At 44.6% G+C, this 20,550-nt stretch carries 26 protein-coding genes and 1 pseudogene; 25 read left to right on the forward strand and 2 right to left on the reverse strand.

Translation table 11 applies throughout. The features are described 5' to 3' along the window. Positions 1 to 103: 103 nt before the first annotated feature. The 11 genes and pseudogenes from IFU39_RS20275 to IFU39_RS20325 all read left to right on the forward strand — a co-directional run bounded on the left by IFU39_RS20275 (position 104) and on the right by IFU39_RS20325 (position 7,048). Positions 104 to 784 carry a zinc dependent phospholipase C family protein gene (locus IFU39_RS20275; RefSeq protein WP_206759576.1) on the forward strand — a complete coding sequence of 227 codons (681 nt, stop codon included), beginning with the start codon at positions 104 to 106 and terminating at the stop codon, positions 782 to 784. Between the two features lie 98 nt (positions 785 to 882). Then, on the forward strand, positions 883 to 1,305 hold the full coding sequence (locus IFU39_RS20280; protein ID WP_192134548.1) for a hypothetical protein: 423 nt from the start codon (positions 883 to 885) through the stop codon (positions 1,303 to 1,305). Positions 1,306 to 1,332: 27 nt separating this feature from the next. Continuing rightward, the gene (locus tag IFU39_RS20285) at positions 1,333 to 1,893 is read left to right on the forward strand and encodes a GNAT family N-acetyltransferase (protein WP_192134550.1); all 561 of its coding nucleotides are present in this window, start codon (positions 1,333 to 1,335) and stop codon (positions 1,891 to 1,893) included. Between the two features lie 131 nt (positions 1,894 to 2,024). Next, positions 2,025 to 2,522, forward strand: coding sequence for a PH domain-containing protein (locus IFU39_RS20290; RefSeq protein WP_192134553.1), 498 nt, complete (start codon positions 2,025 to 2,027; stop codon positions 2,520 to 2,522). Then, the gene (locus IFU39_RS20295) at positions 2,519 to 4,081 is read left to right on the forward strand and encodes a PH domain-containing protein (RefSeq protein ID WP_192134555.1); all 1,563 of its coding nucleotides are present in this window, start codon (positions 2,519 to 2,521) and stop codon (positions 4,079 to 4,081) included. Before IFU39_RS20290 ends, IFU39_RS20295 begins: the two co-directional genes overlap by 4 nt. An 83-nt stretch (positions 4,082 to 4,164) precedes the next feature. After that, positions 4,165 to 4,302, forward strand: a pseudogene (locus tag IFU39_RS20300) (HAD family hydrolase); the annotation flags it as partial. Positions 4,303 to 4,417: 115 nt separating this feature from the next. Beyond that, a complete protein-coding gene (locus IFU39_RS20305) occupies positions 4,418 to 4,588 on the forward strand; it encodes a YHYH domain-containing protein (protein ID WP_094030640.1) in 171 nt (56 codons plus the stop codon). Positions 4,589 to 4,682: 94 nt separating this feature from the next. Then, positions 4,683 to 5,144 (forward strand): GNAT family N-acetyltransferase, encoded by a 462-nt coding sequence (locus IFU39_RS20310; protein ID WP_192134557.1) that lies wholly within the window; start codon positions 4,683 to 4,685, stop codon positions 5,142 to 5,144. Next, on the forward strand, positions 5,131 to 5,793 hold the full coding sequence (locus IFU39_RS20315; RefSeq protein ID WP_192134559.1) for an HAD family hydrolase: 663 nt from the start codon (positions 5,131 to 5,133) through the stop codon (positions 5,791 to 5,793). Before IFU39_RS20310 ends, IFU39_RS20315 begins: the two co-directional genes overlap by 14 nt. A gap of 57 nt (positions 5,794 to 5,850) precedes the next feature. Further along, positions 5,851 to 6,390 (forward strand): NUDIX domain-containing protein, encoded by a 540-nt coding sequence (locus tag IFU39_RS20320; protein ID WP_244661041.1) that lies wholly within the window; start codon positions 5,851 to 5,853, stop codon positions 6,388 to 6,390. Next, entirely contained in the window at positions 6,377 to 7,048 is a 672-nt protein-coding gene (locus IFU39_RS20325) for a DUF3298 and DUF4163 domain-containing protein (RefSeq protein WP_091014974.1), read from the forward strand. The genes IFU39_RS20320 and IFU39_RS20325 overlap by 14 nt, the downstream gene beginning before the upstream one ends. 277 nt (positions 7,049 to 7,325) lie before the next feature. Here IFU39_RS20325 and IFU39_RS20330 read toward each other — a convergent pair whose 3' ends face one another. Next, complete coding sequence (locus IFU39_RS20330) at positions 7,326 to 8,483, reverse strand: glycosyltransferase family 4 protein (protein ID WP_192134790.1); 1,158 nt, start codon at positions 8,481 to 8,483, stop codon at positions 7,326 to 7,328. Positions 8,484 to 8,875: 392 nt separating this feature from the next. Between IFU39_RS20330 and IFU39_RS20335 the strand changes: the two genes are divergently transcribed. Then, on the forward strand, positions 8,876 to 9,445 hold the full coding sequence (locus tag IFU39_RS20335) for a DMP19 family protein (RefSeq protein WP_192134561.1): 570 nt from the start codon (positions 8,876 to 8,878) through the stop codon (positions 9,443 to 9,445). 64 nt (positions 9,446 to 9,509) lie between these two features. Continuing rightward, positions 9,510 to 9,794 carry a hypothetical protein gene (locus IFU39_RS20340; protein ID WP_192134563.1) on the forward strand — a complete coding sequence of 95 codons (285 nt, stop codon included), beginning with the start codon at positions 9,510 to 9,512 and terminating at the stop codon, positions 9,792 to 9,794. A gap of 155 nt (positions 9,795 to 9,949) precedes the next feature. Here IFU39_RS20340 and IFU39_RS20345 read toward each other — a convergent pair whose 3' ends face one another. Then, positions 9,950 to 10,723, reverse strand: a complete 774-nt coding sequence (locus tag IFU39_RS20345; RefSeq protein ID WP_091014960.1) for a sporulation protein — start codon at positions 10,721 to 10,723, stop codon at positions 9,950 to 9,952. Positions 10,724 to 10,907: 184 nt separating this feature from the next. On the opposite strand from IFU39_RS20345, the gene IFU39_RS20350 reads away from it, so the two are divergent. The 12 genes from IFU39_RS20350 (at position 10,908) to IFU39_RS20405 (ending at position 20,518) form a co-directional block, all read left to right on the forward strand. Further along, positions 10,908 to 11,342 (forward strand): hypothetical protein, encoded by a 435-nt coding sequence (locus IFU39_RS20350; RefSeq protein ID WP_105597883.1) that lies wholly within the window; start codon positions 10,908 to 10,910, stop codon positions 11,340 to 11,342. 27 nt (positions 11,343 to 11,369) lie between these two features. Then, positions 11,370 to 11,909 (forward strand): hypothetical protein, encoded by a 540-nt coding sequence (locus IFU39_RS20355; RefSeq protein ID WP_192134565.1) that lies wholly within the window; start codon positions 11,370 to 11,372, stop codon positions 11,907 to 11,909. An 8-nt stretch (positions 11,910 to 11,917) separates the two neighbouring features. Beyond that, positions 11,918 to 12,457, forward strand: coding sequence for a GNAT family N-acetyltransferase (locus IFU39_RS20360; protein ID WP_192134791.1), 540 nt, complete (start codon positions 11,918 to 11,920; stop codon positions 12,455 to 12,457). Positions 12,458 to 12,505: 48 nt separating this feature from the next. Beyond that, positions 12,506 to 13,030: a YfiT family bacillithiol transferase gene (locus IFU39_RS20365; protein ID WP_192134567.1), complete on the forward strand. Its 525-nt coding sequence runs from the start codon at positions 12,506 to 12,508 to the stop codon at positions 13,028 to 13,030. Positions 13,031 to 13,064: 34 nt separating this feature from the next. After that, entirely contained in the window at positions 13,065 to 13,580 is a 516-nt protein-coding gene (locus IFU39_RS20370) for a GNAT family N-acetyltransferase (protein ID WP_105597886.1), read from the forward strand. 130 nt (positions 13,581 to 13,710) lie between these two features. Continuing rightward, the gene (locus IFU39_RS20375; RefSeq protein WP_192134569.1) at positions 13,711 to 14,094 is read left to right on the forward strand and encodes a VOC family protein; all 384 of its coding nucleotides are present in this window, start codon (positions 13,711 to 13,713) and stop codon (positions 14,092 to 14,094) included. A gap of 261 nt (positions 14,095 to 14,355) precedes the next feature. Beyond that, positions 14,356 to 15,036, forward strand: a complete 681-nt coding sequence (locus IFU39_RS20380) for a class I SAM-dependent methyltransferase (RefSeq protein WP_192134792.1) — start codon at positions 14,356 to 14,358, stop codon at positions 15,034 to 15,036. 48 nt (positions 15,037 to 15,084) lie between these two features. Beyond that, a complete protein-coding gene (locus tag IFU39_RS20385) occupies positions 15,085 to 15,849 on the forward strand; it encodes an SDR family NAD(P)-dependent oxidoreductase (RefSeq protein WP_192134571.1) in 765 nt (254 codons plus the stop codon). 184 nt (positions 15,850 to 16,033) lie between these two features. Continuing rightward, positions 16,034 to 16,723, forward strand: coding sequence for a response regulator transcription factor (locus IFU39_RS20390; protein WP_017689733.1), 690 nt, complete (start codon positions 16,034 to 16,036; stop codon positions 16,721 to 16,723). Further along, a complete protein-coding gene (locus IFU39_RS20395; RefSeq protein ID WP_192134573.1) occupies positions 16,720 to 17,724 on the forward strand; it encodes a sensor histidine kinase in 1,005 nt (334 codons plus the stop codon). The genes IFU39_RS20390 and IFU39_RS20395 overlap by 4 nt, the downstream gene beginning before the upstream one ends. A gap of 116 nt (positions 17,725 to 17,840) precedes the next feature. Next, positions 17,841 to 18,596, forward strand: coding sequence for an ABC transporter ATP-binding protein (locus IFU39_RS20400; protein WP_036610294.1), 756 nt, complete (start codon positions 17,841 to 17,843; stop codon positions 18,594 to 18,596). Then, on the forward strand, positions 18,593 to 20,518 hold the full coding sequence (locus tag IFU39_RS20405) for an FtsX-like permease family protein (protein ID WP_192134575.1): 1,926 nt from the start codon (positions 18,593 to 18,595) through the stop codon (positions 20,516 to 20,518). The genes IFU39_RS20400 and IFU39_RS20405 overlap by 4 nt, the downstream gene beginning before the upstream one ends. Positions 20,519 to 20,550: the final 32 nt, after the last annotated feature.

Here is a 20,550-nt window from a genome sequence, read left to right on the forward strand (position 1 = left end):
GATGTCTCACTATTCCAGTGATCTGTACGTTGCACCAGTAGATTATATGGTTTCTTTTTGCTAAGTATAGTAGAATACTTCCCGATAAAAGGAGATCATCTCTATGCCGCTACCTATGGTTCATCTCAATATTGCTAATCTGATTGCAGACTCGCTGCAAATGCAGGCTGATCGAGGTTCATTCTATCTGGGGAATATCGCCCCGGATTCCATACATATGCGCGAAGGTACAACCAGAGATGATAAGGAGTACACCCATTTTAACCCAAAAGATGATGGAGATTACGTTGGTGAACTGAAGGATCTCTACTCATTCTATATGCAACAACTTACCGATGAAGGATGGAAGTGGTTTGTGCGAGGATACTTTATGCATGTGCTGACAGACTATTACTGGTTCCGGAGTGTGCATCCCGAATTCGTCGAACGGGTCAACAAGGTAGACCAACATGCAGGCAGTAGCAGATCGAAGGATGAAATGGCGCGTTTATATTACCAGGAGACGGACCAGATCGATTTTAATCTCTATCAAGGTTCAAGTTGGAGCGAAGAGGTATGGCAGGTGCTCAACAGTTCACCAGGTTATGACATGATGGATCGTTTAACTGCTGATGAGATTGTACGCTGGCGGGACCACACGTTTTCTTTTCTTAATGGGGAAGAGCCTGGAATTACTCCTGAGTTCATTACAGGTGAGAGAGTTCAGGTATTTGTGGAAGAGACCTTAGAGCGACTGATCGCTTTGTTGTCTTCATGGGACCCGGAGTTACGTAACTTGATATGAATATAGATAGTTAGTGCAGTTGAGTCATTATATACTGTATTTATTACTTCTCTACTCATTACTAGTTTATTTAATACTAAGTCAGGGAGGCGTGCAGTATGGTGAAATATGTAGGAGTGTTGCTCGTATGTGTCATTGCCGCATTCATTGCAGGGTGCAGTAAACCGAATGAATCGAACGCGGAAGAGGGGCTTCCTGTGCTGATCACCTTAACCTGTAATCCAAACCTCACTTTGGAACCATGCCAAGATGTTAAGTTTGATCGATCTGACGAGATACGGATCATGATGGAGGCCATACATAAGGCTGAGCGTATGCCCGGCATTCTCGATTATGGTACACAGTACGACCTGAGCATAACCAATGTGGATGGCTCGATAACACGGTATGATTTTTCATTAGGAATGGATCCCAAGATGCAAGGCCTGTTAGTAAATCATGAAGACACGAACATTGGATATAGCATATCCCTTGAGGATTCGAATCAAATAAGAAGACTGATTCAGCGACGTACAGATTAAGAAGGTATATGGAACGGAGAAGAATCTGTGGATGACAAAATTACCATTGAACCTTTGCTGCGATCGGATGCAGATGGAGTGTATCAGGTGTTCGAGATAACCATTCCCGCAGCATTTGATCAGGAGGGAATAGGCTCGCTTCTGGATGATATTCAGGATGAAATAGCACAGAAAAAAGCGATGATTCACAAGGCATTGCAGGCAAAGGACAACATAGAACCAAGTGTATTTTTCCTCGTCGCCAAAATAGGAGATGTTATTGTAGGCACAATCTCGTATGGACCGTGTGGTAAGGAGATTCGAGAATGTACAGAGGGCCGGCTGAACGATATCGGAGAACTGGGTAGCCTGTATGTGTTGCCCGAGGTTCAAGGACAGGGGGTTGGTTCGGCGCTCATTCTCGCACTGGTTACTGAACTGCAACGGCTGGGAATTCAGCAATTCTGCCTGGATAGCGGTTACCAGATCGCACAGAAAAAGTGGCAACGCAAATTCGGTGAACCCTATGTGGTGGCGAACAACTATTGGGGCGAAGGAACAGATCATATGGTATGGCTGTGTGAAGTACAGGATTTTATAGTAAAATGAAATGAACAAAAGAGATGACGACCTGTATTGTATAGGGGTCATCTCTTTATCTTTTTGCATCGATCGTGGACGATTGTTCGTACAGTGTATCATGTGTGTTTTTATGTACCCGAGGAAAAAGGAGTGAACATATGTCAATCCAGTGGAATATACCCGAGCAGAGGCTTTCCCCTTATGCGGTAAACTTGTGGAGAATTAGCGCTATCATATGGAATGTAATAGGTTTCTTGATCCTTGCCATACTGTTAATACTCGACTCCATCTATGGATGGAAGACGTGGATTGGTTGGATCTTGTGGGGCGTTACGGCTATATCTGTGGTCTATGCGGTGTGGGATATTTTCATCCAGCCGTCATGGTTATACAAGCATTGGTACTATGATGTGAATGAGGAGTTCCTGCAACTGAAGCGTGGGGCGCTAACCAAGGTACATCAGATCATCCCCATGGCGAAAGTGCAATCGGTTACAACAAATCAGGGACCTTTGATGCGAAAATATGGACTCTATTCCGTATCGGTTGGCACGATGGGTTCATCGCATGAAATCCCGGCATTGCCAGAGGAAGTCGCGCTTGCACTCCGTCATCAAATTGCGTCCTATGCGCGGATTAATGAGGTGGATGAATGATCGATCTGAAGCGACATCATCCATTAACCATGCTCTGGAGTCTGTGGAAACTGGTGAAAAATTCGTTCGCCATCGTCCTGTTTTTGTTTGTTTTCCGTCAAGGGTCAGAGTCCCCATGGCTTTTCTATGGAAGGATCGCCTTTTATGCAGGGATTTCCATCGGCATTGTGTCGATCATCTGGAAGTGGTTTACTTCTCGTTATACAGCAGACGTTAAGGCCTTTCACATCTACAGTGGTGTGTTCAACCGTACTCGAAGAACGATACCGTATACCAAGGTCCAGAACGTGAACCGACACACGACGTTGTTTCATCGGTTGTTCAGCGTGACGTCGATTCGATTCGAGACCGGAATTAAGGGAGAAGATGCTACCTTTCAGTTACACGTTGTTTCACTTTCCGAAGCGGAACAGCTGGAGAAAATTGTAGCAGGTCATATGGCTGAAGAAGCAGAAACAGCAGGGGCAACAGAGGAACATGATACGTTGGATGCAGTTCAGGTTATGGAAGAGAGAGAGGCGCAATCCGAACCTTTTATAACTGTTGAAGCGATGTCTCTACCTGCAAAAGAAAAACAGGAACGGATTGTTCATTATCACTCCACCCGCAAGGACATATTCAAAGCATCCTTTACCTCGCTTAGTTTTCTCGTACTGATTCCGGTCTTGGCTACGCTTTATTCCTGGGTGAAGGACTTCTTCCCTGATGAAGAAGTAACGGAAAGTTTGTTATTAACCTGGCTTGATTCCTGGTGGATTGCCGGTTTAATGATTTTAGTTTTATTGATTATATCTATTGCTTTGGGCATAGTCAGAACCTTCGTAAAATATGGAAATTTCCAGATCACCTCGGATGCCAAGCGGATCTATATCTCGAAGGGCATGATGGAGCAAACGTCATTTTCAATCCTGAAAGAACGAGTACAGGCCGTGAAAATTACACAGTCTCCGATGAAAAGGCTGCTTGGACTGGCGGAAGTAGAACTGACGACTGCGGGTAGTCTGGGGGAATCCGAGCAGGAGGTGAATTCGCTTTATCCTTTCTTGCCTGTGAAGCAAGCCTATATCCTGATTGAGGAGATCCTGCCATCCTATCGGGTTACGCAGGAGATGGAAAAACTTCCACGAATATCACTATGGCTGCGCCTGCTCAAACCAAGCTGGGGATGGATCATAATCACGGGTTTATTGTGGTACTTCAAACCAGTGGTGTTTGGGCAGAAACATGCCTGGTGGATGATTTCCGCGATTCTGCTCGTGTGGATTGCAACATGCAGAGTGATGGACTTTTTCCATACCCGATATATCCTGCATCAGAATTTCATTCAACTTCGAACCGGTGCGCTCACGTCGACACTCTTCATCTCCAAACGTGAGAAAGTCATCGAAGTGCAGATCACCCGTAATGTGTTACAGCGTTGGTTCGGTGTGGCTTCTGTTCATACGGTGAACCGTGCCAAACCAGTACTGCATCATCGGGCACATGACATTTCCCTGGATACGGCGAAATCATTTCAATCATGGTACATGGGTCGTACCCAAGATGTTCAGACCCGTTAATTGCAAGAGCAAGTGCAGGAAGACCAAACAAGGTTATTCTGTACTTGCTCTTTTTAAATTGAAGATAGAGGAGGAAGGACAATATGATTAGAGCTGTATTCTTTGATGTGGACGGTACATTGCTGAGCGAAATAGATCGGAGTTTATCACCGCGTACAGCTGAGTCGATCCCGGAGTTGATTCGTAAAGGCGTTCAAGTCGTACTCGTTACAGGCAGGCCTTTATGAGAATGTACAGATGAAAAAGATGAAGGATATCCCAATTGTGGATTTTCATGTAGAATGATATAGCACGTATTAAACCCTAAAGCATAGGGTGTTGATCGAAGGGTGACTTATGAAAAAGGTTGTTATCGTAATCCTGTCTCTTGTCGTACTTGTTGGTGTATCCTCTTCCGCTTATGCTCATCCAGGCAGACTGGATAAGAACGGTGGACATAACTGTTCAGCCAAATCCAAACAAAAGGGTCTGTGCACGGGTTATCACTATCACAAAAAGAAAAAATGAGAATGAGCTTTACAAGATAAACCCGGCCATCATTCAATGTATGGTTGGGTTTGCATGTGTACCATTGATTTAAAATGATGGAGGCGGTTACACCATGCAGATACAGGAGATATGGGGATGGAATCATGACGATTTAGTGGAGATGCTGGCCGAGAGCTCCAGTGAGGGGTTCAGACATATCGAGCGATTAATCCATGAATATGAGACAGGAATTAATACATTCGAGCAAGAAGATGAAGCGCTTTTTGAATGCAGAGTGCACGATAAGGTGGTTGGGATCTGCGGTTTGAACAGAGATCCTTATTCTGAGGTGACTGATACCGGAAGAATTCGCAGACTTTATGTGATGAGAGAATTTCGAAGACATGGGGTTGGGGGCAGGCTGATGGATGCGGTTATTCAAAAAGCGGAAAATCATTACGCTCGACTGGTTCTGTACACGGATCAACCGGTTGCTGGATCTTTTTATCGCAACTTGGGATTTAGAGAAGTGACAAGTATGGAGAAGATAACGCATGTACTGGAATTGGGGGAGAAGGAAGATGGATCATATTAAAGCGGTTATTTTTGATTTGGACAATACAATTCTGAACAGAACGATGACCTTTGACGGCTTCACTCGGAGTTTGATTAAAACCTATTTTGCCCATCTTGAGTCAACGGAAGATATTCTCAAAAGAATTATTGAACTCGACCAGGATGGTTATAAGGACAAACCACTTCTGTTCAACGAATTGTTGAATGAACTGCCTTGGGCAGAGCATCCGCCACATGCAGAACTGATGGAGTTCTATGGCAGAGAGTATGTGCGAAGTTCAGTTCTGATGGAACAGGCGCGAGAAGTCGTTCAGCATCTGCGGGGGAAATACCAAACCGGGTTAATCACCAATGGGCAGACCGATATTCAGTATGGAAAAATCGATCAACTCGGTATCCGGGAGGATTACGACCATATTATTGTTTCAGAAGAGGCAGGAGTCAAAAAGCCCGATCCACGCATATTTCAGCTTGCGCTTGATCATTTCGGTCTAAGCCCAGAGCAATGTATCTACATTGGCGATCATCCGGTGAACGATATTGAGGGAGCAGCAAGCGTAGGCATGAGCACCATCTGGATGAAGGTCAACCAGCCGTGGCAGGACAGCATTACGTCGGGTCCTTTACATACGATTGAACATCTAAGTGAGTTAAAGAAACTGCTTTAGAAGACGGTTATATAAGTAAAATTTAATATCACAGTCTGGAAAGCGAGGAACATACATATGGAGATTAGACAGATGGCTACAGCGTTTTTGAGCAATGGCTCAGACATGCTGATGATGAAGAAGGCGGGTAGCAGATTGTTTGATTTTGAATTCTGGGGGGGCATTGGCGGACATCTGGAACAAGGGGAACTGAACACACCCATGACTGCCAGCTATCGGGAGATTGAAGAAGAGACCGGGTTCAAGCAAGAGGATGTCGAACACTTTCGGCTTCGATATATTCTGTTGGAGGTTAATGGTGGTGAGATTTGGCAGCAGTTTATATATTTCGGAGAGACCACGCATCGACATTTTGTGGCCTCGGATGAAGGCGAGTTATTCTGGATACCGCTGGATGAGGTACTGGACTTGCATTCGTCTATTCTAATCAAAGCAACGCTCAGGCACTATTTACAACATCCGGGAGCAGAGGACATCTGGATTGGCAACGTTCAGAGCGGAACAGACCTAAAGGGCACTCCACAGGTAATATGGAACAAAATGCAGGAAACGAAATCATTTGAGCCAAAGGGGGTTATCCATAATGATGAAATATAGAACTGAGAGAAAAAAATGGAGATGGGTGAATTACCTGTTGATCACTGTACTGATTGCTATAATTCTTCCGAGTAGTCATGTAGAGGCAGGCAGCACGATTACAGTGAAAACGAAGGTCCAATATTACAAAGGACAGCCATACATACATCTAACAGGTGGTAAGAAATCTGTGACGGATAAGCTGAACAAGACATTTAAACTTCACGCAGTGAAAGCAGCTCGCCTGGACAAAGAAGAAAAGAAATCAAACAAAAATTATTTCTACATTACCATGGCCAGTGTAAAATACAATGCAAAAGAAAAGTTATCTGTGGTATATGAAGATCATGTGTACACTGGCGGAGCACATGGAATGGATGCGACAAAATCATATAACTATGATTTAAGAACGGGGAAAGAACTGAAGCTAAGCGAGTATGTTAAAGATGATAATCAGATGGAGAAGGTAGAGAAATCAATCTCCAACAGTCTATTAGCCATGTATAATGCAGGAGTTTCAATTTTTGAAGAAAATATTTATGATTTTCAGCTTGATCAAACTTCTCAATTCTTTTTATATGATGAAGGCATCGTCATCCGATTCCATCCTTATGAGGTTGCACCCTACGCTAAAGGATTTGTAGATATCAAAGTCCCGTTCAGTAAATTCACCCAGTAGATTTCTTGCAATAAAAGGCATGATTCAGTTCAATGAGATCATGCCTTTTTCTATCCGTCCAACACAGACTTCCTATGGTGTGTGGAAAAGGGTTACCTTGCATTCAGAATGGAAATCTGATTTCTGGTATCACACCTTAACGCTCAACATATTCGCTATTCAGGCTGACCTTAGCGGAGTGTAAATGCTATGGCAGCCTGAACGAGCGAACCAGTTTAATTTTGCATAGGGCAGTGGTGGTAGTTAGGGGTTGTTGGAAGAAACTGATTTCATCAGACTACGCAGTAATAATTCGATCTTTCGTTTTTCTGTTCCGATGTTCTATAACCTCCTCATAATCCCCGATCAGTGTATCAAAAATATGCTCCCACGACCGCTGCTCAGCCAGCTTTCTGCCTTCCAGTCCCATTATCCTCAATTGGTTCCCGTGATTTCCCCAGAGACATATCTCCCGAATCAGTGCATCAGCCTGACCAGGCTCGAATAACACACCGTTGCGGTTGTGGGATATCAGATCCTTTACACCTCCGGCATTGGCCGCCACCACAGGAAGTCCTGAAGCCATCGCTTCCAGTACCACATTGCCAAATGTCTCCGTAGAGGAAGGAAACACAAACAGATCTGCCGAAGCATACATAAAAGCAAGTTCTTCGCCATGCATATAGCCTGTAAAGGTGACATTGGGTGGGGATTGCAGACGCATTCTCGGGAGAGATGGGCCGTCGCCAACGATAATCCAGTGAACACGGGACTGCATTTCCTGGGGCAGCTGCTGCATGGTAGTCGTGAGTGTAGCGATATCTTTTTCCGGGGCAATGCGTCCAACGTAGAGTAAAATAAGGGGAGCGGTGATGTGGTATCGTTCACGGATATCCGAGCTGCGTTTATCAGGGGAATACAGGTTGCAATCAATCCCGCGAGACCAAAGTTTCAGACGCTGAATGCCTTGGGCTTGAAGGGTGTTTAACGTTTCCTGCGATGGAGTTAGGGTTGCTTCACAGGCACGGTGGAACCACTGGATATACTTCCAGTAGAGAGGAATCATACTTTTCAACCGGTAGTATTCGAGATAACGATCGAAGTGGGTATGGTAGGAGACCACATGGGGAAGATGGTGTTTGAGCGCATACCTCAGACCAAGCAATCCCATATTAAAAGGTGTGGCGATATGCAGCAGATCGGGTTGAAAGGTTTGTAGCTGCTTGTGCGTGTCTGCTCTGTTGGGTAGAGCAATGCGGCATTCGGGATATAGAAAAAAAGGGATGTTGGCAACCGATCGGACTTGAGTCTCATGGCTTCCTTCAATGACGGAGTTCGGAGTAAACAGCAGATGTTCAATTCTTCTGCGGTTCAGATGGTTACTCAAGCGGTGGAGCGTGCCAGCAACACCATTGGTTTCCGGAAGATAGGTGTCTGTGAACAAGGCCAGGCGCATCATTACCCCTCCCAAGACTCGTGATGACAAGATCATAACAGCGGAACATTTTCCAGAGGTCAAGTGCACGTTAACTTGACGATATTCCCTGTAAATTTGTTAAAAGGATAAACTATACAAACTTCCATAAGTTCAACTTGTATAGCGTATTCTGCTATGATGGAATAACGTGTCGGCGTAGTTGAACTTGAAATTTACACGAAACGGAGAGGGCAGAAACAAACTGAAGAAGCGGAGCGTTCGCCTTTATCACCGGATTTTCCCCTTTAATAAAGGGATTGAAAAAATCTGGGGATAACAGCGATCGGAAGTTTATTCTGACCGCGTAGTGGTCCAGTGTAAAAACATTCGTTCAAACTATTCAGACAGAGAGATACAGGAGGCAGAGAAAGATGAACAAGTTACAAGAAGAACTGCAGGAGCTGTTACCCCTCGATCAGCTTGAAGAGATGTCAGGTGAAGAGGTGGTAGGGAGTATTGCCATGGACCTTTATCGGGCTGAATTTGCAACGATTCGAGAGAGTGGGCCGGGACTTCCGCAAGTATTGCGAGATACCATTCTGATCATCGATCTGGATACCGAGCTGTCCATGAACGGCATGACCGGTTTCCTGGAGAATGCCAGCGGGCAGTATATGGTTGAGACAATAGCAGCGATGGAGCGGATCGGCAATGATGCAGATGCCGTGATCCTGAAGAAAATAGAACAGATGTTGTCCGAGAGCGGCGTAACGCACGGGCAATTACGAGATAATGTGAATGGCCTGTCCGAAGACGATATCACGACAAGCCTGCAAACACATGGGAAACAGATTCATGAGATATTGCAGGAGATTGAATTGGAAGCTGCGAATTTAAGCATGCAAGTGGATAACGAGGAAAGCTTTGACCTGCTGTATCAATATGTGGATGAAAATAAAGATCGTCTAAAACAGGAGATGCAGCACGTTTTGTCTAATTGAGTGGGAAGAGATCTTGTATAAAGAAATCCTTCACAACATTATTTGAGGAGGCAAAATGACAAGCATGAATAAACGATTAGCGATGGAATCCTTTTTGGTTACCTTGTTATTCATCATCGGTTTTGTAGCTTGGAATATCGTTCAAGGCATGGTCATGACCATGAATTATGTACCTGATCTGATGAACACTGCTTCATCGGGTATGCCATTGCAATCCAAGGTTGCTTTTGGATCCATTGTTCAGTGGGATACAACATCCATAATCATGGCTGTTGCCGGATTCGTTTTGCTCACCGCAGTATATTACGGTCTTCGATTAAGAATGCAGCGCTGGACACAGCGTTCCTGAAGGTTTGTCCGCATGAGCTCCATGACTGTCCCAAGTACTTAAACTGTCTTTGCATGGGGAGAACTTCGAAGCCTTATTACTCCGAAAATCAAAAACCGTCCTTTATCAGAACTGTCTGATAGAGGACGGTTTTTATTTGTTACACAAACTATAGATTAGATATGTTTGGATATAACTTCTTCCAATCCTTGAGCGACAGAATGTGCCCCCCGCTCCAGATGTCTTTCATACAGATGCAGGCGGACGAAACTTTCATCCGTGCCCATCGCTTCCGAGAACATTCCACTGAGTCCACGAGCGCGGCGATCGATCTGTAATAACAGCTCCAGCGAATCGCCCATGGGATAGAACATGACTTCCAACTCATCCAGATGCCCACGGAATTTGTTTGTTGGTACAAATTCAAATTCCTGTACAAATGGCAGATTGCCGCCCAACTTTGGTGCATAGTCATTGGTGACTTCACGTAGTTTGAAACCAAGGATATCAATTGCATCGAGCACGGTGTTCATGTCTTTGCTAGGAACAACATGCAGTCTGTCCCGGTCTGAGGGGTCTACAGCACTTGAAATATCGAGGCCCGTTTCTACCCATACCTCTGCACGATGCAGTGTAATAGGCAGATTTTCTGGCAGGTCAAATGAGAAGTCTTTCTCCAATTTGGCTCCAGGCTGTAATGTGAAACCTTCGGTGAGCAGATATTTGGCTATAACGGCTGTCTCTTTTACTTTGCGATCATCGCGCTCCCGTATGTAATGGGTTTTAATTGAAAGATAGATTCGATCTACATTCTGTTCCACATCTCCACCTTCAATGTACACAACCCCCGAGATGATTCCTCCAGGCGTGACCTCTGGTGTATGCAATTCCGTATTCACTTTGGCTGCTCCAACACCTACACTGGCTAACATTTTCTTGAAAAATGACATGCGCTCAACCTCCAGATCAGATGGTTTATTATAGGGGATACATACGGCTTCGACCTTAATACGGAAGCTGGAAGAGAAGCGTTTCATATTTTAATAAAGATATATCGCATATCCAAACAGGAGAATCGACTTACCTATGTCGAATGTTTAAATAAAGGGATTTTTTGTCAGGAGATGAAGCCGATTGAACACAGAATTTTCAGAACAGAAATATGGTGAAACGGGTGTCAAAACCAGCTTCGAGCAGATGGAGAATGGGGAACAAAAATATAAAATGATAGCAGAAGATGGCAGTTATTATTGTAGAACCGTTGCTTCTTCCCAGGGAGCATGGCAAAACAGTCATGTACATATCAATCTAACGGAGTTTTATGTGGTGCAAACCGGCTGGATTGCGTATGCCAGTTATGGAGACGATCAGATGTTTTCGATTCGAGTGATGCGTGCAGGAGAGCACATTATTGTCCAACCTGGAATCCACCATAATATATACATGTCTGCACATAGCGCGATACATACAATCAAGCATGGATTGAATGCCTCCAGTGATTGGACGGCATCCCCTGAGTTGGATAGGTTAACTCAATCTTTAACTGAGAAGGAACTACTCCAGAAGTAAGATTAACCAGACGGGAGGATCAGATAGATGCGTAAACATACAATATTTTGGATTACGGGAATAACGATAATCCTCTTGGTGACTCTGCTCATATACAGCTATGTTATTCCAAGTGTGAGTGCTCAGGATGTTGTGATGGCAGGCACAATCAGGCAGATTGATACGGATGTAGTCGAGGTAGAGTTAGAGATAACGCGAAAAAGAGAAGACAAGGATCAACATATGGTGTATCCCGTTGTTCCTGGATGGGAAGGGGTCACATTCACTGAAGAACAAGATGAAGCGTGGTACATGCCTTCGTCTGTTGGCAGCTCCTATCTTGATCAAGTCATTCTGGAAAAGTATCTGAAGGCACAGGGGAAAACCATGAAATCAGCTGATAATCTGATAGGATTTGCGATACCTGATGAGATAGGGAGCTACAAGTTGCGGTTAACGCTCAGATCTTCGGATGGAACGACTCAACCGCTTGAGAATCCCATGGTGTATTATGTTCACAACGAGCATTTGTTAGGAAAGGATCTGAGTTGGGTTACGGGTGAGAATCTGGAGATCAATAAGGAGTAATCAGAATGATGAATGTATATGAATCGAATGAAATCACCGTACGTTTCTTGGAAACAGAAGATGAACACCATCTGGTGAAGTGGCTGTCAGACCCGGAAGTTCTTCAATATTATGAAGGGCGTGATCGGCCGCATGACCTGGAGCATGTGAGAGAACATTTTTACAATCAGGATGATGCTGCTACTCGTTGTATCGTTGAGCACGAAGGGAATCCGATTGGATACATTCAGTTCTATGAGCTTGAGGAAGAAGAGCGAACGGAGTATGGTTATGGAGATACGGATGAGATCATCTATGGAACGGATCAGTTTATTGGTGAGGTAGACTACTGGAATAAAGGCATTGGTACACAGTTGATGCAATCCATGCTGGCTTATCTGATTAATGAACAACAAGCCCGTAAAGTGGTTATGGACCCTCAATCCTGGAACTTGCGAGCGATATCCTGTTATGAGAAATGTGGTTTCCAAAAGATTAAGCTATTGGAGAAACATGAGCAGCATGAAGGACAGATGCGAGACTGTTGGCTTATGGAATATGCTCCTTAGATAATACTGAAAGTTATTTTGAATCATATAAACAAGGAGGAATGGTGGATGGATGAAAGATTTCCGATAGGACCATTTGTACACACGGGTGAAGTTACTTTGGCACAACGGGAGAAGTGGATTCAGGACATTGCTGAGTTGCCTGAACACGCACGAGAAGCGGTAAAGGGACTAAGTGAAGAGCAATTAAGTCTGCCGTATCGAGAAGGTGGATGGATGCTCAAACAGGTCATTCACCACATGGCAGACAGCCATATGAATAGTATGATTCGTTTCAAGTTGGCACTGACAGAGGATACACCAACGATTCGGCCTTATTATGAAGAGCGCTGGGCTGAATTGAGTGATTCAAGAGACCTGGATGTTGAATTCTCGCTTCAGATTCTGGATGCGCTCCATCGTCGTTGGGTGTTTCTGTTAAACGCGCTGACAGATGCAGATTATGCCAAACAATTGTATCATCCCTCATCAGAAGAAACGACAAGACTGGATTATAATCTGGGCATGTATGCTTGGCATGGCAAACACCATGTTGCTCACATCACATTGCTTCGGGATAGACTGGGAATATAGCAAGGAGAAATATCTTTTTAAGGAGGATTTATCATTGACTGTACATATCAGACTATTAAATGAGAGTGATCCTGTAATCATATCAAAGGCATTCCAGGAGCAGGGTTGGGGGAGATCCCCTGAGCAGTATCTTCATTACCTGGCTGAACAACAGAATGGGGAACGCGTAACCTTGGTAGCCGAGTTGAATGGAGAATTTGCCGGATACGTGAATGTATTGTGGAATTCCAGCTACCCGTCTTTCAGGGAACAAGGCATTCCCGAAATTAACGATTTTAATGTACTAATGAAGTTCCAGCGCCAAGGTATTGGTTCACGGTTGATGGACCGAGCAGAGGAAGTTATTCTGGAACGAACGGATGTAGCAGGCATTGGTGTAGGTGTGTTTTCCGATTATGGCAAAGCGCAAGTTCTATATGCCCATCGCGGATATATACCGGACGGTCATGGTGTCCACAGACACGATCATTACATTCAGCCAGGTGAAGAAACAGTTATGGACGACGATGTTGTGCTTTATCTTACGAAGAAATTAAAAGCCGCTCAATAAGTCTAATGTTTACTTAGTACTTGCAAAGAAATATGATAAAAAAGCTGTCCTGCATGTTATACTCTATTGGAATTTGAGGAATGATAAGCAGGTTGTTGAGAGATTAGATGATCAGAGGAGTGATTGATCCATGTTTAGCAAAGTCGGCCAGGTTATGTTGTATGTCAATAATCAAGATGAATCACTGGCTTTTTGGACTGAAGTCGCTGGATTCCACATTGTGGATGAAGTAAACCTTGACGAGGGCATGAGATGGATTGAGATCGCGCCTACCCCAGACTCCCAGACGAGCATTATTCTCCATGACAAAGAGACTGTGGAGCGGATGTCGGCGGGTGTAAATCTGGGCACACCTTCGTTAATGTTCTTCACCGAAAATCTGGATCAATTATATGCCGACTTGGCTAGTAAACATGTAAAGGTTGGAGAGATTGTCGAGATGCCAACGGGGCGTGTTTTCAACTTTGCGGATAATGAAGGGAATTACTTTGCAGTCTTGGAACGGGCGAATTAAATTACAACTCAATACCGCTACGATTATAAGCGATCGACATTCATGTCGGTCGTTTTTTTTGTTGGGAATAAGCTTATGTTTTGGAGGAGAAAAGCACAAGAAAAATAGAGAACTACTGGGTAAAAATGTTATAATAGAGTGTGGCTGATTTAACGAAAGAGTTGAGAATGAACAGAGTCGGAAATGAAGGTTTGAATGGAGTATTGAAGGAGGAATGTGGTTGTGGAAAAGACGATTAAAAGTGTACAGGATCTATATGATATGCTCGATGCGGACTTCAGATCTGCCAAGCAATTTTGGGAGCCTTTCTATGAGGATCGGAATAGACCAATCCCCTTTTTTCCAAACAAACCGGATGAGAATCTGGTAGCGCATATGAACGAAGGTGTGCTGGCAGGCGGCAAGGCACTGGAACTGGGTTGTGGCCCGGGCAGAAATGCGTTGTATCTGACCCGCCAAGGATATCAGGTAGATGCTTATGATCTTTCCGAGACAGCGATAGCCTGGGCTAAGGAAAGGGCTGCAGAAGAGCAACTGGACGTGCATTTTGAATGTCGCTCCGTGTTCGAACTGGCCCCGGAGCAAGAATATGATCTTGTCTACGACTCGGGTTGTCTGCACCATCTGTTACCACATCAGCGTATTCCCTACATCGAGATGGTCCACAATGCACTCCGGTCTGGAGGATACTTTGGAATGACTTGTTTTGCTCCTGGTTATGGCGATATTGGTGGGCCTGAGATCGTCATGAATGATTGGCAGGTGTATCAAGAAAAGTCGATGCGAGGCGGTCTTGCGTTCACGGAGGAGAAGCTTCGCTACATGCTGGAAGATGGCTTTGAATGTGTGGAGTTCCGTGCAATGAAGGCGATGGAGCAGCATGAACCGTGTTTTGGTGTACCTTTTCTGTGGGCCACGTTGTGGAGAAAGAAAAACTCGTAAGAGCAGGGGAATAACATGCATTGAAAATAGAGGAGGAGTGGTATCGGAATGGGAACAGAAACAGGAAGAAGACACTTTATCATTACAGGCACATCCAAAGGGATCGGTTTACAACTTGCAGAGTTATTATTGGCTAAGGGGGATTACGTTTACGGTATTTCACGCGGGGGTTCGGATCTGTTGGAATCAGGGGAGGAATGGAGCGGGCGTTACCGTCATGTTCAGTATGATCTTGCCGACCTGAATGGGATCAATGATTTGATTACACGTGTATTGAGCCAAATTCCGTCTCAGGAAGCCGATTTCATTGGACTTATTAATAACGCAGCGATGCTGGAGCCTCTAAGACCTATCGATCAGTGCAGTGCGGCAGAGATAAGTCAAAGTCTCAACATCAGTCTAGCAGCACCAATGATATTAAGTTCATCTTTTATTCAACAAACGAATCACCTGTCCGCCAGACGTAAAATTGTTAATCTCTCATCGGGTTCGGGAAGTTATCCCGCGCCTTCAATGGCAGTGTACTGTACATCCAAGGCAGGTATGAACATGTTCACCCAATGCGTATCTCTGGAGCAAACGGGCCAACAGAACCCTGTTGAGATTATTGCTTTTGATCCGGGGATGGTCGATACGGAATTACAGGCTGTTGCACGAGGCAAAAGTGCAGAGGAGTTCGCCCTTGCGGGTATGTTCAATCAAGTATATGAAGCAGGACAATTAAGATCGCCACGAGACGTAGCGATGCAGTTAATCGAGCGAATGGACGCACAGAGTGATGCAAGCCATGTTATACACACTGTTGAGAGCTAATTGATATACGTGTTTCGGCTTGTTTTCTTTACGAAGTATGGTTACCTTTTGATATAAGCCCAACTTCCCTGTACACTGGAATCAGCGATCGAAAGAACGATTTGTAATGGTAAAGGTGATCCTGCAACAACGGAGTCTAATTACCTTATTCAACCTTAGAAGATCAGAAACGTGGTGAAGTCTCTTGTTTAAAATTATGCTCATTGAAGACGACGAGTCGTTATTCAGTGAAATCAAGGAACGTTTGTCCCAATGGTCGTATGACGTGTATGGTGTGCAGGACTTTGGCAAGGTATTGCAGGAGTACAGCGTAATTCAGCCGCAACTGGTTATTATTGATATTCAGTTACCCCAATATGACGGGTTCCATTGGTGCCGGATCATTCGTTCGCACTCCAATGTGCCGATTATCTTTTTGTCCTCACGGGATCATCCTGCGGATATGGTCATGTCCATGCATTTGGGTGCAGACGATTTTATCCAGAAGCCTTTTCACTTCGATGTATTGATTGCCAAGATCCAAGCGACTTTGCGGAGGGTGTATAACTATAATACAGAGCATATTGAACTTCGAACCTGGCGCGGTGCTGCTATTGAATATGTGAAAAATACACTGACCTGCGGGGATGAATCTGTTCTGTTAACCAAAAATGAGATGTTCATCCTTAAAGTGCTGGTCGAGCACAAAAATCAGATTGTTACTCGTGAGGACCTCATCCGGAGCTTGTGGGATCATGAGCATTTTGTGAGTGACAATACGCTGACGGTTAACGTTAATCGGTTACGGAAGAAACTTGAACCCATCGGCTTGGAGCGTTACATTGAAACCAAAGTAGGTCAGGGGTACATGGCAACGGAAGAGGCAGAAGCATGATCGGAAAGTACATACGAGAAAGGGCTAGTTGGTTATGGCTACTGGTAAGCATGCAACTTATTATTTTATTGGTGGCCTACCTGGACTCGTCCATTCCATTCCAATCTGTGGTGTATATCGTAGGACTGAATGTGGTGGTATGTCTTGTTTTTATCTGGGCGAGATACCTGAAAGAGACCCGTTTCTATAAAAAATTGAGCATCTGGGATCATAGCTATGATCTAAGAGAACTCGATATCGCCGAAAGTCCATATGAGCAGATTGTACATGAGGCGGTCAGTTCCCAGACACAGCGGTATCGTAAGGAGTCGTCACATCATTTTATCGCTCTGGAACAGGAGAAGGACGAGATGTTGTCCTGGATTCATGAGGTGAAGACCCCACTGACTGCGTTGCAACTGATGATCGAGCGCTTGCCAGATGACAAGCTGCAGAGCCAAATGACATATGAATGGTTACGAATTCATCAGTTGCTGGATCAGCAGCTTCATCAGAAGCGTATTCCGTTTATGCATAATGATCTGTTCATCGAAGAGACGGAACTTGAACCGGTATTGAATAGCGAGATACGAGCACTGAAATCGTGGTGCATTTCCAAAGGCATTGGCTTTGATGTGTCTTTAATGGTATCGCGTGTGCTCACAGACAGCAAATGGTTAGGCTTCATCCTCCGGCAGTTGTTGAGTAATGCGGTGAAATATAGCGATTCATCGGACATCCTCATTGAAAGTCGGGAACAGGATGGACACATCATACTCATGATTCAGGATCACGGGCGAGGGATTGAGACTCAAGATCTGCCGCGTATATTTGATAAAGGATTTACGTCCACCCGAGGCAGAATGGATGGGGCGGCTACCGGGATGGGACTATATTTGGTTCGTCAAGTGGTCCAGACGCTTCATATGAACATTCATGTAGAATCTTCTCTTGGCGAGGGCACAACCGTCACACTTACTTTTTCGCGAAAAAACGACATGGTGCATCTTGCAGGCGTGTGACAACAATGTCACATGCTTTTTGGTTTTGTTCGGTGAATCACACGATAACACTGCACATTCCGCCTATGATATAGACATGAGCATTTTGCAGAAGATCTAAGAGGAGTGAGTGGGATATGTGGATACTGGAAGCCAAAAAAATTCATAAAGTCTATGGTAATAAACTGAATAAACAGGAAGTGCTGAAGGGGATTGATCTTGGGGTAAGCAAGGGAGAGTTTGTAGGTATTATGGGGCCTTCGGGTTCAGGCAAAACGACACTGCTTAACGTACTTTCCTCCATCGATCGGGTGAGCCAGGGCACAATTGATATTGAGGGCAAGGAATTCACCGGAATGAAGGAGAAACAGCTGGCTGAGTTCCGCAAACATCATCTGGGCTTTATTTTTCAGGAATATAATCTGCTGGATACCCTTACGGTAAAGGAAAATGTATTATTGCCGCTCTCGATCACGAGCATTCCAAAACAGGAGGCACACCGGAAGTTCGAACAGATTGCCCGTGAACTGGGAATCTACGAGTTGAAAGACAAGTATCCATCTGAGATTTCAGGGGGTCAGAAGCAGCGGACTTCGGCAGCACGAGCATTTGTCCACGAGCCGAGTATCATTTTTGCGGATGAGCCGACAGGAGCGTTGGACTCCAAGTCCGCTTCGGATCTGCTCGGCAAGTTAAGTGATATGAACAGCGCACGAAAGGCGACTATTATTATGGTTACCCATGATCCGGTTGCCGCAAGTTATTGCAGCAGAGTGATCTTTATTCGAGACGGTCAGATCTACACCCAGTTGAATAAAGGAGACGAGTCCCGGCAATCGTTCTTCAACGATATTATCAAAACCCAGGGCGTATTGGGTGGTGTGCAGCAATGAGCTTGAATTATATTATCTTCCGCAATCTCAGGAAAAATCTGAAGAATTATTATCTCTATGTTTTTGCGCTTGTGTTCAGTGTGGCCTTATATTTTTCCTTTGTGACGTTACAGTATGATCCTTCCATGGATGAGGTAGCTGCTTCAACGAAAGGTGCGGCGGCTATAGGCGCATCTTCGGTACTGTTAATCGTCATTGTCGGTATCTTTTTGCTCTATGCCAATACGATCTTTATCAAGCGGCGTAGCAAAGAAATTGGATTATTTCAATTGATCGGACTGACGAAAGGCAGAATTTTTGGCATTTTGAGTGCGGAGAACAGTATTCTCTATTTTGGTTCCATGGCTATCGATGTGTTAATTGGGTTTCTTGCGTCCAAGCTGGTATTGATGGTACTGTTCAAAATTCTTGGTGTGGATGCGATTACGAAACTGTACTTCTCTCCGATGGCACTGATGCAAACGGTGATTGTCTTTACGATAATGTATCTGCTTATCATGCTGATGAACTACACTTTTATCAAGAGACAGAGTATTCTCTCACTCTTTCGGGTGCCGGCCACTTCGGAGCAGCAGGTGCAGAAGATGTCTGTCGGACAGATGATTGTTGGCGTCTTGGGCATTGCTCTGATTGTGTATGGATACTTCATGTCTGCACGGCTGTTTAGCGGTGAGGCAATGGATATGCAGCAGTTGATGTATACAATGATCCTGATTCTCTTCTCGGTCATACTGGGCACATACTTGTTCTATAAGGGTTCGGTAAGTTTTATTTTTAATCTGATTCGCAAAAGCAAAAACGGCTACCTTACCATTCATGAGGTGTTGTCTTTATCTTCAATCATGTTCCGCATGAAATCTAATGCCTTGCTGCTCACGATTATTACAACCGTGTCGGCGCTTGCTATTGGCATGCTGTCACTCAGTTACATTTCGTATTATTCGGCAGAGGTGCAGGCGAAGGAAAGCTTGCCGGAGGATTTCTCTTTTGCTCAGGCGGATGTGAAAAATCGCTTTGTGACGGAGTTGGAACACAAACAGATTCCATATGAAGAGAAGCACAGACAGCCCATTTACATTGAAATTGATGCTCATAAAGTGATGGATGCGTCCATGACGGAACAGTACCTGTTCAGTAGTGTGCTGAGTGACAACATGGTAGATAACATTGATTTACAAGCGGGTGAAGTGGTCTTCATGGGATATGGGAATGCCATTCAGCAGTTAATTTTCATTAAGGAGAAAGGTCCAATCGTCTTGCAGGGGTTGAAACATAGGCTGGCACAACAACTGATCGGAACAACCAAACGTGGAGTCCTTCCCGCGTATTATTCTCGGGGCACGCCTGTGGCTGTAGTAGATGAAACGGTATACCAGCAACTGCGGCAGGATATCGATCCCGAGCTGCAAAAATCCGAGTGGGCTGACTACTATGGTGTACGTATTCTAAACGAGGGGCAGGCTGAAGAGGCATATACCGTATATAAGGAGCTGCAGTTGGAAGCACCGAGCTTCTCCCAGATTGAGTTCAGAAATAACCAACGTAACAATATGGGCTTGATTATGTTCATTGTTGGTTTCCTTGGTTTAACGTTCTTGATTACATCGGGATGTATCCTGTACTTTAAACAAATGAATGAGAGTGAAGAGGAGAAGGGTAATTATACCACTCTTCGTAAACTTGGATTTACACAAAGCAATCTGTTGCGCGGAATTCAGATCAAGCAGTTGTTTAACTTTGGTATTCCGCTTGTGGTGGGATTGAGTCATAGTTACTTTGCCGTGAAATCAGGTTGGTTTTTCTTTGGTACGGAGCTGGCGACACCTACGGTCATTGTCATGATAGTCTATACATTGTTATATTCGATTTTTGGTCTGTTGTCTGTGTGGTACTATAAACGGGTGATTAAGGAAGCTTTATAGAATTGGGTCGAAATGATGATAGAGTCCATGCT

It is taken from the genome of Paenibacillus sp. CFBP 13594 (assembly GCF_014842675.1).
GTDB lineage: Bacteria > Bacillota > Bacilli > Paenibacillales > Paenibacillaceae > Paenibacillus > Paenibacillus amylolyticus_B.

What these genes read in the sequence shown, in the direction of transcription:
- IFU39_RS20275 (WP_206759576.1), top strand. Translation starts at nt 104, where the DNA reads ATGCCGCTACCTATGGTTCATCTCAATATTGCTAATCTGATTGCAGAC.
- IFU39_RS20280 (WP_192134548.1), top strand. Translation starts at nt 883, where the DNA reads ATGGTGAAATATGTAGGAGTGTTGCTCGTATGTGTCATTGCCGCATTC.
- IFU39_RS20290 (WP_192134553.1), top strand. Translation starts at nt 2,025, where the DNA reads ATGTCAATCCAGTGGAATATACCCGAGCAGAGGCTTTCCCCTTATGCG.
- IFU39_RS20295 (WP_192134555.1), top strand. Translation starts at nt 2,519, where the DNA reads ATGATCGATCTGAAGCGACATCATCCATTAACCATGCTCTGGAGTCTG.
- IFU39_RS20305 (WP_094030640.1), top strand. Translation starts at nt 4,418, where the DNA reads ATGAAAAAGGTTGTTATCGTAATCCTGTCTCTTGTCGTACTTGTTGGT.
- IFU39_RS20310 (WP_192134557.1), top strand. Translation starts at nt 4,683, where the DNA reads ATGCAGATACAGGAGATATGGGGATGGAATCATGACGATTTAGTGGAG.
- IFU39_RS20315 (WP_192134559.1), top strand. Translation starts at nt 5,131, where the DNA reads ATGGATCATATTAAAGCGGTTATTTTTGATTTGGACAATACAATTCTG.
- IFU39_RS20320 (WP_244661041.1), top strand. Translation starts at nt 5,851, where the DNA reads ATGGAGATTAGACAGATGGCTACAGCGTTTTTGAGCAATGGCTCAGAC.
- IFU39_RS20325 (WP_091014974.1), top strand. Translation starts at nt 6,377, where the DNA reads ATGATGAAATATAGAACTGAGAGAAAAAAATGGAGATGGGTGAATTAC.
- IFU39_RS20330 (WP_192134790.1), bottom strand. Translation starts at nt 8,483, where the DNA reads ATGCGCCTGGCCTTGTTCACAGACACCTATCTTCCGGAAACCAATGGT.
- IFU39_RS20335 (WP_192134561.1), top strand. Translation starts at nt 8,876, where the DNA reads ATGAACAAGTTACAAGAAGAACTGCAGGAGCTGTTACCCCTCGATCAG.
- IFU39_RS20340 (WP_192134563.1), top strand. Translation starts at nt 9,510, where the DNA reads ATGAATAAACGATTAGCGATGGAATCCTTTTTGGTTACCTTGTTATTC.
- IFU39_RS20345 (WP_091014960.1), bottom strand. Translation starts at nt 10,723, where the DNA reads ATGTCATTTTTCAAGAAAATGTTAGCCAGTGTAGGTGTTGGAGCAGCC.
- IFU39_RS20355 (WP_192134565.1), top strand. Translation starts at nt 11,370, where the DNA reads ATGCGTAAACATACAATATTTTGGATTACGGGAATAACGATAATCCTC.
- IFU39_RS20360 (WP_192134791.1), top strand. Translation starts at nt 11,918, where the DNA reads ATGAATGTATATGAATCGAATGAAATCACCGTACGTTTCTTGGAAACA.
- IFU39_RS20365 (WP_192134567.1), top strand. Translation starts at nt 12,506, where the DNA reads ATGGATGAAAGATTTCCGATAGGACCATTTGTACACACGGGTGAAGTT.
- IFU39_RS20375 (WP_192134569.1), top strand. Translation starts at nt 13,711, where the DNA reads ATGTTTAGCAAAGTCGGCCAGGTTATGTTGTATGTCAATAATCAAGAT.
- IFU39_RS20380 (WP_192134792.1), top strand. Translation starts at nt 14,356, where the DNA reads ATGCTCGATGCGGACTTCAGATCTGCCAAGCAATTTTGGGAGCCTTTC.
- IFU39_RS20385 (WP_192134571.1), top strand. Translation starts at nt 15,085, where the DNA reads ATGGGAACAGAAACAGGAAGAAGACACTTTATCATTACAGGCACATCC.
- IFU39_RS20395 (WP_192134573.1), top strand. Translation starts at nt 16,720, where the DNA reads ATGATCGGAAAGTACATACGAGAAAGGGCTAGTTGGTTATGGCTACTG.
- IFU39_RS20400 (WP_036610294.1), top strand. Translation starts at nt 17,841, where the DNA reads ATGTGGATACTGGAAGCCAAAAAAATTCATAAAGTCTATGGTAATAAA.
- IFU39_RS20405 (WP_192134575.1), top strand. Translation starts at nt 18,593, where the DNA reads ATGAGCTTGAATTATATTATCTTCCGCAATCTCAGGAAAAATCTGAAG.